The 3,123-nt window shown below is 72.9% G+C and carries 1 protein-coding gene; it reads right to left on the bottom strand.

Annotated features, from left to right (window positions below):
* On the bottom strand, nucleotides 1-3,123 hold a 3,123-nt coding region (locus ACWDYF_RS37155; protein ID WP_451584336.1), incomplete at both ends, for an amino acid adenylation domain-containing protein.

The raw sequence follows: 3,123 nt of genomic DNA, 5'->3' as shown, positions 1-3,123 counted from the left end.
CCGTGGGGGTCGGCGGTGAAGCGTTCGGCGGTGAGGGCGGGTTGGGTGAGGTAGCCGCGGGCGAGTTGGGTGCCTGCGAGGTAGAGCTCGCCGGGAACGCCTACAGGAGCGGGCTGGAGGTGGGCGTCGAGGACGTAGACGCGGGTGTTCCGGACGGGTGTTCCGATGGGTATGGAGTGGTGGCTGTTGTCGGTGGGTTGGGCTGAGGCACGGGTGACGTCCACGGCTGCCTCGGTGGGGCCGTACAGGTTCTCCAGCGCGATCGGGCGCGGTCCGGCCGAGGCGTGGAATCTGGCGGCCAGGTCGGTCGAGAGGGCCTCGCCGCTGCACACCACCAGTCGCAGGCTCGGGCAGTCGGACAGCTCGGTCTCCGTCAGGAAGGCCGCGAGCATCGACGGGACGAAGTGGCAGACGGTGACGGCCTGTTCGCGGATGAGTGCGGCCAGGTAGTGGGGGTCGGTGTGCCCTTCGGGCCGAGCGACGACCAGCGGCACGCCCTGCGCCAGCGGCCAGAACAGCTCCCACACGGAGACGTCGAAGGTGGTGGGTGTCTTGAGCAGTACCCGGTCCGCTGCCGTGAGCTGGTAGGTGTCCTGCATCCACTGGAGGCGGTTGACGATGGCGGCGTGCTCGATCAGTACGCCCTTGGGACGTCCGGTCGACCCTGAGGTGAACAGTACGTACGCCGGATGGGACGGCAGCAGCGGTGCGAGCCGGTCGGCGTCGGCGATGTCGTCGCACGCGAGCCCCGCCAACTCTTCGGCCACGGCGGGTGTGTCGAGGAGTACGGCGCTCGGCCGGAGCTGTCCGGGGAGTGTGTCGAGTGAGGGCCGGTCCGTGATGACGCATGCCGGTGCGGCGGTGTCGGTCATGTAGGTGAGCCGGTCGGCGGGCAGAGCCGGGTCCAGTGGCAGGTAGGCGCCTCCCGCGCGTACGACGGCGTGCAGGGCGACGAGGAGGTCCATGGAGCGGGGGAGGGCGACGGCGACGACGGACTCGGGGCCGACGCCCCGGCCGATGAGCAGCCGGGCCAGCCGGTTGACGCGCTCCTCGAAGGCGCCGCGAGTGAGGAAGGCGCCGTCGAAGAGCAGCGCGGTGGCCTCGGCGTCGCGGGCGCCGCCCGCCACCAGGGCGGCGAGGGTGGCGGGACCGTCCGGGACGCGCGCGGTGTCGTTCCAGCCTCGCAGCACCTGTTCCCGCTCGTCCGCGTCCATGACCGGGAGGGCGGAGAGCGTCTGCCCCGGGTCGCCCGCCACCGCGTCCAGCAGCCGGACCAGCCGCCCGGCCAGCCGCTCGACGCTCGCGGCCTCGAACAGCTCCGTCGCGTACCGCACCCCACCGCTGATCCGGCCGTCCGCCGCGGAGCCGCCGAAGGCGAATTCCAGGTCGAACTTGGACCCGCCGATCTCCACCGGCAGTTCGTCCGCCGGCACCCCGAACAGCTCAGGCATCTCGGTGGTCGTCGAGTGGTAGGTCACCATCGTCCGGAACAGCGGGTGCCGGGCCCCGGCGGACCGCCCGACCGCGTCGGCCACGGCCTCCAGCGGAAGGTCCGCGTGCGAGAACGCGGCGAGATCCGCGTCCCGCACTCGCCCGACCAGCTCCGCGAAGGTGGGATCGCCGGACAGGTCGGCCCGCAGCACCAGCGTGTTGAGGAAGAACCCGACCAGCCGGTCCACCTGCTCGTCCTCCCGCCCGGACACCGGGGTGCCGAGGGGGATGTCGTCACCGGCGCCGAGCCGGTGCAGCAGGGCGGCGACCGCCGCGTGCACCACCATGAACACGGTCGCGCCGCTCTCCCGCGCGAGCCGGGCCAGCTCCGCACCCGTGCGCGGGGACACCTCGAACAGCACCACGTCACCTTCGTGCGAGGGGGTGGCGGGGCGTGGCCGGTCGGTGGGAAGCGGAATTTCCTCGGGCAGACCGGCGAGGGCCTCGCGCCAGTATGCGGTCTGGTGTGCGGCTGGTGAGGCGGTCTCGTCGGGGTCGCCGAGGAGGTCGCGCTGCCAGAGTGCGAAGTCGGCGTACTGGAGGGGCAGTTCGGGGTAGTCGGGGGAGGACCCGGTCAGTCGGGCGCGGTAGGCGGTGTCGAGGTCGGTCAGCAGGGGGCCGGTGGACCACTCGTCGGTGGCGATGTGGTGCAGCAGCACGACCAGTACATGATCGTCGTCCGCCGCGCTCAGCAACGCGGCCCGCAGCGGTATCTCCCGCGCCAGATCGAAGATGTGCCCGCCCGCCGCGACGGCCTCCTCGGCCAACCGGTCCACGGCAACCCGCCGGACCGCGAAAGGCACTTGGCACTCCCCGGGGGCCAGCACCCGCTGGTACGGCTCCCCGTCGACCTCGGTGAACACCGTGCGCAGCACGTCGTGCCGGGCCACCAGGTCCGCGAGGGCGGCTTCCAGCGCCTCCGCGTCGACCGGGCCGCGCAGCCGTACCGCGAGCGGCACGTTGTACGTCGTCCCGGGGCCCTGCACGCTGTCGATCAGCCACAGCCGACGCTGGGCGTACGACAGCGGCAGCAGCGCCGGCCGCTCGGCCGCCCGCGTCAGCGGGGGGCGGCCCGACGTCGTGCGCTCGGTCAGCCGCGCCGCCAGCCCGGCCACCGTCCGCGCCTCGAACAGGTCGCGTACGGCACACTCCACCCCCAGTGCGGCGCGCAGTCGGCTCACCGCGCGCGCGGCCAGCAGCGAGTGCCCGCCGAGCGCGAAGAAGTCGTCCTCCACTCCGACCGACGTCCTCTCCAGCAAGGCGGCGAAGACGGCGGCGATCACCTCTTCACGTGCGGTGCGCGGCGCCCGGGACACGGCCGACTCCGCCTGCGGCGGTGCGGGCAGGGCGCGGCGGTCGAGCTTGCCGTTGGCCGTCAGCGGGAGGGCGTCCAGCGTCACGAAGGCACCGGGCACCATGTACTCCGGGAGCCGCGCGGCGGCGTGGGCCCGCAGCGCACCGTGGTCCGGGGCCTGGGCACTGCCCGGCACCGGCACGACGTACGCCACCAGTCGCTGACCCTCGCGGACGTGTGCGACGGCTTGTGCGATGCCGGGTGTGTCGGTCAACGCGGTTTCGATTTCGCCGAGTTCGATGCGTTGGCCGCGGAGTTTGACTTGGTGGTCGGTGCGG

The organism is Streptomyces sp. NPDC003284 (assembly GCF_053589675.1).
This window is presented reverse-complemented; position numbering and strand designations above follow the sequence as displayed.